General features: G+C 42.8%; 5 protein-coding genes and 1 pseudogene. All 6 read right to left on the bottom strand.

Going from position 1 to position 6,173, the window contains the following annotated elements; translation table 11 throughout:
- Positions 1–1,357: YfjI family protein (locus J7R12_RS07830; RefSeq protein ID WP_208439046.1), on the bottom strand; the 1,357-nt coding region annotated here is incomplete at its 3' end.
- 5 nt (positions 1,358–1,362) lie between these two features.
- Positions 1,363–2,257: pseudogene (locus tag J7R12_RS07825) on the bottom strand (DUF7146 domain-containing protein).
- Between the two features lie 100 nt (positions 2,258–2,357).
- Entirely contained in the window at positions 2,358–2,558 is a 201-nt protein-coding gene (locus tag J7R12_RS07820) for a helix-turn-helix transcriptional regulator (RefSeq protein ID WP_004865796.1), read from the bottom strand.
- A 220-nt stretch (positions 2,559–2,778) separates the two neighbouring features.
- Entirely contained in the window at positions 2,779–3,945 is a 1,167-nt protein-coding gene (locus tag J7R12_RS07815) for a tyrosine-type recombinase/integrase (protein ID WP_126603902.1), read from the bottom strand.
- 125 nt (positions 3,946–4,070) lie between these two features.
- On the bottom strand, positions 4,071–5,915 hold the full coding sequence (locus J7R12_RS07810; protein ID WP_126603901.1) for a hypothetical protein: 1,845 nt from the start codon (positions 5,913–5,915) through the stop codon (positions 4,071–4,073).
- Between the two features lie 29 nt (positions 5,916–5,944).
- Positions 5,945–6,166: a hypothetical protein gene (locus J7R12_RS09070; RefSeq protein WP_126603900.1), complete on the bottom strand. Its 222-nt coding sequence runs from the start codon at positions 6,164–6,166 to the stop codon at positions 5,945–5,947.
- Positions 6,167–6,173 lie beyond the last annotated feature (7 nt).

Below are 6,173 nucleotides of genomic sequence, written 5' to 3'. Positions count from 1 at the left end.
CATTGCCGGCAGCATAAAGTCTTTTTACATGACTCAACAAATAGTTTTCCCAACGCAATGCTGTTTTGAGAGAAGGGAGAGTGATTTCAAAACGTCCTCCTTCGACAAGTTCAAAAATCAAAGCAAGGGTTGGTATGGTTTTGGGCATTTTTAAAAGATATGCTTGTAAGGGTTCAGAGAGATCATTCCTTCTGATTTCTCTATGAAGCTTTTCCCACCATTCACGAAAGAGTTCTTGTGCATCGGGAGAAAAACGCATCACAATCGGGTGTTCCGATGATCCCAAAGGTTTATCCCGAAAAGAGCGAAAAACCTCTTCATAGTCTTTATAGGCATCTTTTAAGGGAGGTCTATCTTTCCATTTCCACTCTTGGTTTTCATCGGGCCACACAATCATTTGAAACCGTTGCAAGAAACCATCATCTCCTTTTCCATATAAAGCATGACGGATAAAATGGAGAATACGCGTAGGTTGGATTGTTCCGATTATAGAGAGCGTTGCATTGGAAATGTAGATTGTTCCACGCCCAATACGGTCATAGAAAAAATAACCATCCCCATTAAAAGCTTCTAAATAAAAAGCACGGTCTGTTTGATATTCCTTACGTTCCATATTTGTTAAAAAGCCAGAGAGTTCATCGCGTATCATCAATAATCCACGGGGATTTTCATTGAGTAATTCCCCAAGCTTTTCTACCGTCGTATCATTGACAATAAAACGAGAGATGCAATCATCTTGTTGATTGTCTTTAGAAAGGGTTTCCGACAAAAGAGCACGGGCAGCTTCAGAATCTCCTTTTTTAAGAGCTTTAGAAGCTTGTTTTTTCTTTTCTTTCTGATTGAGCTCCTCAAGAATTTCTTCAATTTTTGCTCGTTTTTTTTGTTTTTTCCATTCTTGATACCATTCCTTTTGCAGGTGAGCGATAGGTGTTAAAGCCGCTTGCATGGCAGGTGTTTTCAGGGCAGAAGGATTACCAATAATGGCACCCCACAGATTAGGGACAATCTTCCAATCATTACTATGCTGTTTTGGAGCTATGCGAATTCCATTACCAATAAGAGCTGCTAACCCACACAAGGCAGAAACGGCAACGAAATCGACAGGGGATTGTTGACGGTCAGCAATATCATAAATATAATTTCCCAATGCTGTTGGAACTTGTGTAGCCTGAAAAGGCACAACCGGTAAAAGAGCGCTGCTAATTGGTTTTAATTCGCCCCAACCAATTTGTTGCAATGCCACTTCATAAGGAATGGCTTGTAAACAAGCATGGTTCTTTAAAGAGACATTGTCGTTATTGTGATCATTATCATTTAATGGAATATTTTCATTGTTATTTTGCACATCTTGTTTCATCTTTTTTACCTTTCATAATTTAATAAGAAATTATTGTAATCCGCTCCTTCGGGAGCTTGCATGATAAAGACTTTAAAGCCTTGGCTATAAGAACGGGCAGCAAGGGCAAAACCTGCTTTACGACCCGCATCATCGCCATCCATCGCTACAGTGAGATGGGCTTGGCATTGGGATAAATTCACATGCATCATGCCACTGGTTGAAAGGGACGCCCATAAAGTCACAGGCTCTGATAACAGACCAGACAGCAGAGAAAGACCTGTTTCAATTCCCTCACAAATGACCAGATGCTGGTGATTGGCTTGGCTTAAAGGCACAGCACCGCCCTTAACAGAGCCCAGCATGGCTTTTGCTGGTAACTGCTCTGTTTTGCAGCCATTGTCTTGTAAAAAGGTTCTATGGATTGCAAAGGAGCCACCACCCTCAACAAGAGCAACCAACGCGGGGATGGTTTTTCCAGAGGGATGGGGACATTTGCTATGAAAGCGTAAACTAGGGAGGCAAGTTACAAGTGATGCCCCGCTTGCGTAAATAAAGCTCTGCTAAGGTCTCTTTAATCGGTTGACTTTGCTTCCAAATCTTTTGTGCTCTCTCTACTTTCTGTTTTGCCTTGTTATCTTCACAACAAAACTGTTTTGAGAAAGAGAGATTGTAACAAGAAGTTTTGTGATCAAAACATGCCTGTTTTTTAATCAACCCGATATTTTTGAGAGCTTGTATGATCTCTTTAAAAGAGCAGCCAGCATAACAATGAAGTAAGAGACGCCCATCATTTCCATTAGAAATGGCTAAACTAGGCGACCTATCATCATGAGCAGGGCAATGGGCTAGTCCATAAGCCCCATACCAGACACCACGCAAGGCATTTGTAATGCCCCGAGCATTTATAGAATTATACATTTTTTTCATCCTATAACGTTGCGTCACAGGATGGATTTTGCTATATTCTTATTGGTTTATAAGAGAAAGCCTTGTCCATCCTTATGTGACAAGGTTTTTTTTATGCAGCGTCACTTTGACGTTGCGTTTTTGCTTTTTCAATCACATCCATCAAATCCGATTGTAACCAACGCGATAAAGAACCAAATTTTAAAGGCTTTGGTAAAGATCCATTGGTGACATGACGGCGGAATGTTGAAACGCTGATATGCAATAATTTTGCACTTTCGCGATCTGTAAGAAGAACATCATTTTCAGTCATAACTTATCCTTTCAATCTAAAAAAATGGAAACAAATCAATAACCATTTATTAACCATATTTTGTTGAAATTGGAAAGTAAGTTTATTCATAAAAAACAGTACTTTATGATGTATTTTCTCATTTGATAATTTATGAGTCTTATTGAAACGAAATGAGAGAACAAAGAGAGAAAGTTATCCACAGATAATGGAATAAAAATGGGGTACAAGACCCCATCTATTAAGATTGCCCCGTGACATAAGCCGCCCATTTATCCATATAAACACGACGCTGTTCTAGATAATCAGTACGACGGTAGGCACGTTCTACTTGTCCACCGACCACATGACTTAGAATGGTTTCGGCTACCTCATAGGGAGCATCGGTTGTTTCTGCTAGCCAATCGCGTAAACTAGAACGAAAACCATGCGGGCAGGCTTCAAGACCTGTTTTTTTCATGTATTGTGACATACAAGTTTCACCAAGGGGACCCCGACCGGTTGCAGAGAAAAAGAAATCATTACGCGACAACAAGCGCGCTTGTTTTAAAATTTCTAATGCTTCGGTTGATAAAGGCACGCGAAATTCTGTTGTAGCATCACGTTTTCCTTTCATATTCTCAGCAGGGATGGTCCATATATCACCTTCAATTTGATCTTTATGGATATGACGCAAAGGGCTCGTACGAACCCCCGTAAGAATAAGCAGACGCAAAGCCAATTGTGTCATGGTTGTTGTTTGGCAAAGTGTTTGATAAAAAGCCGGTATCTCTTTCCAATCCATAGCAGGCATGTTTTTAACTTTATGGCGTTGTTTTCCTAACAAGGCTTTTGCTTTTTCTGTTGCCTGTAAATCAACATCCAAACCCATTGCAGCAGCATGTTTGAAACAAATATTAAGGCGAATTAGTGCTCTCTCTGCTGTTTTAGCTTTTGTATGCCAGATGGGAGCAAGTGTATTGCGTATATCTGTTTGTGTAATCTCTGAAATAGGGAGACAGCCTAATTGGGGGAGAATATGAAGTTTTAAAGGTAAAAACCAATCTCCATCTTTACCATCATTTTTTAATTCAGCTTTACGCGTTTCAAAAGCATCTAAAGCAATATCTTTTAAATAATGCAGATTACGCATTGCCTCACGTTTTTGCTTCTCACGTTCTTTAATGGGGTCACGACCCTCGTGTAAAACAGAACGCCATTGGGTTGCCAATTCACGGGCTTTTTTTAAAGAGACATTTCTTAAGGCACCCAAGCCCATTTCACGACGCCGCCCATGAATGGTGTAACGATAAAGCCATTGAGCACCCCCATCTTTACGCTTATGAAGTAACAAGCCGGCACCATCATTATATTTGCCAGCCCCCAATGTTGCGACAGCCCTTGCATTAAGACGATTCATAAGAGGCATTTTTACTCCTTTCTAAACGGTTTTTTACCCACACGATAACCCCACTTATGACGTGCAAGTAAGTGACTTTAATTGATTGAACATAAGATGATTTGAGATGAGAAAATCTTACAATATTCGGGGGTTTAATTCAACATGCAAAACAGCAAATTATCATTATAAATCAATGTGTTGTACGTGGTTACCGCTGTTTCTGCTATAACTTTCACATCGCCAACGGCTTGCTTGGCATCATCGGCGGTTTGTTTCGCTTCAGTTGCCAAGGCTTTTGCCGTTGATGCCGTCTCTTGTGATGCATTTGCTGTAACTGTCGCCGTTTCTGATGCACCCTTTGCCTGCTCTGCTACTGCCTTTGCTTCATCTGCTGTTTGCTTTACAGTATCAATCAAGCTTGAAGCTGCCGTTGACGCACTCTTCGCATCATTTGCTGCACTGAGCGCTGCATCACCGGATTGCTTCGCTTCATCAGCTATATTCTTTGCCAAATCTGCCGTGCTCTTCACTTCTTCTACAGATTGTTTGGCTTCGACAGATTTCATCTTCGCTTCAGAAGCTAGCGTTTCTACTGTTAATGCCTTCTGTTCTGCCCCTTCTGCCGTCCTTTTTGCTGCTTCCGCTGTATTCTTGACATGATCAACCGATTGCTTAAGATCATTGGCTACAGAGAGCGCACTAGACGCTGTTTCCTTTGCCTCACCAGCTGTTCTAGACGCTGTCTCTGCTATGCTTTTTGCACCATTCGCTGTTGTGAGAGCTTCCGTACTGCTCGCTGTTGCTGTTTCGGATGAACTCTTAGCCTGATCTGCAACTTCTTTTGCCTCACCGGCTGTTGCTTTCGCTTCTTGCGCTAACGTCTGTGCTGTTTCTGCCTTCTGTTTGGCATCTTCGACCAATCCCTTAACAGACTCATCAAGTGCATGCACTGCTTGTCTCTCAACACTCACCGCCTGCTCTGCTACTGCTTTCATTTCATTGGCTACTCGCCTCGCTTCATCCGCAACCTGTTGCGCCTGATCCGCTTTAGAAACTGCTGCTTCTGCCTTTTGTTTGGCATCTTCAGATGTAACCTTTGCTGCATTAGCTGTAGAAATCGCTGTTTCTGAAGTTCCTTTACCCTTCTCTGCTACATCCTTTGCCTCTTCTGCCGTTGCCTTCGCTTCATTGGAACTTTCTACCGCTGTTGCAACAGAATTCTTCACATCTTGCACATCAGAGACTGCTTTATCTACTAAGCTCTTAACTGCTTCTGCCGTTGATTTTACCTCATCCGCTGTCCCCTTAGCATCTGTCGCCATCTGCTTTGCTTCATTGGCACCTCTCTCTGCTCCTTCAGACGCTTGTTTGGCTTCCCTTGCAATAGAGACTGCTCCTGAAACTTCTGCCTTGGCTGTTTCTATTCCTTGCTTCGCTTCGTCTGATGCGCTTTTAGCTGCTTGTGCTAACGCCTCTGCATTCTCTGATTGGCTCTTCGCTTCTCCTGATAACTGCTTTGCTTCTTCTGCTGTGGTCTTCGCTGCTGTTGCCTCTGTCTCTGCTCTGGAAGCTGCTTCATTCGCACTCTGAGAGTTGTTAACCGCTGTCTCTGCACTGCTTTTTGCATCACGTCCTGCTGCCAATGCCTGCTCTGCTGTTGCCTTTGCCTCGTTAGCTGTTGTAACAACCGCATTCACTGTTTGAACGGCTTGCCCTGCCGTGACCGCAGATGCATCAACCAACTCCTTCGCCTCATCCGCAACTCTTTTCGCTGTATCTGCTGTTTGCTTGGCTGTCGTAGCTAATGCCGTTGCACGTTCCGAGGCTTGCTGTGCATGGACACCCTGCTCTGCCGTTGCAAAGGCTTCATAGGCATAAAGAGATGCCGTCCCTAACAACTTAGGAACAACAACCGTATCCATAGAGGTCCCCTCTATGATCTCTTCTTTCGTTGCTGCTGGTACTTGATACTCATGCGTATGATAGGGTATCGCCATGGTCTTGCTCCCTCAATTTCAACTGATCTTTAAAATCCACACTCTTTCAGTTCTTCTAACTCTGTGCTTAAAACTTGTATGCGCTCCTCTAGAGAGCGGATCCTATTTTCAAATTCTCTCTTCAAATCCGCCTTGAGTAATTCTAAAATTCCATTAAGCGGGGCATGCACAAAACGCTCGCCAGAATACAAAACAACCCGTACTTGAGACGGGTCGCTTATTTCTGATATCGCAAAGGGCTTCGATAACATTTCATAA

The sequence above is a fragment of the Bartonella vinsonii subsp. vinsonii genome (assembly GCF_902825235.1).
In the GTDB taxonomy this organism is placed as follows: domain Bacteria; phylum Pseudomonadota; class Alphaproteobacteria; order Rhizobiales; family Rhizobiaceae; genus Bartonella; species Bartonella vinsonii.
This window is presented reverse-complemented; position numbering and strand designations above follow the sequence as displayed.

Coding starts and splice junctions, on each gene's coding strand:
- J7R12_RS07820 (WP_004865796.1), bottom strand. CDS start 2,558: ATGACTGAAAATGATGTTCTTCTTACAGATCGCGAAAGTGCAAAATTA.
- J7R12_RS07815 (WP_126603902.1), bottom strand. CDS start 3,945: ATGCCTCTTATGAATCGTCTTAATGCAAGGGCTGTCGCAACATTGGGG.
- J7R12_RS07810 (WP_126603901.1), bottom strand. CDS start 5,915: ATGGCGATACCCTATCATACGCATGAGTATCAAGTACCAGCAGCAACG.
- J7R12_RS09070 (WP_126603900.1), bottom strand. CDS start 6,166: ATGTTATCGAAGCCCTTTGCGATATCAGAAATAAGCGACCCGTCTCAA.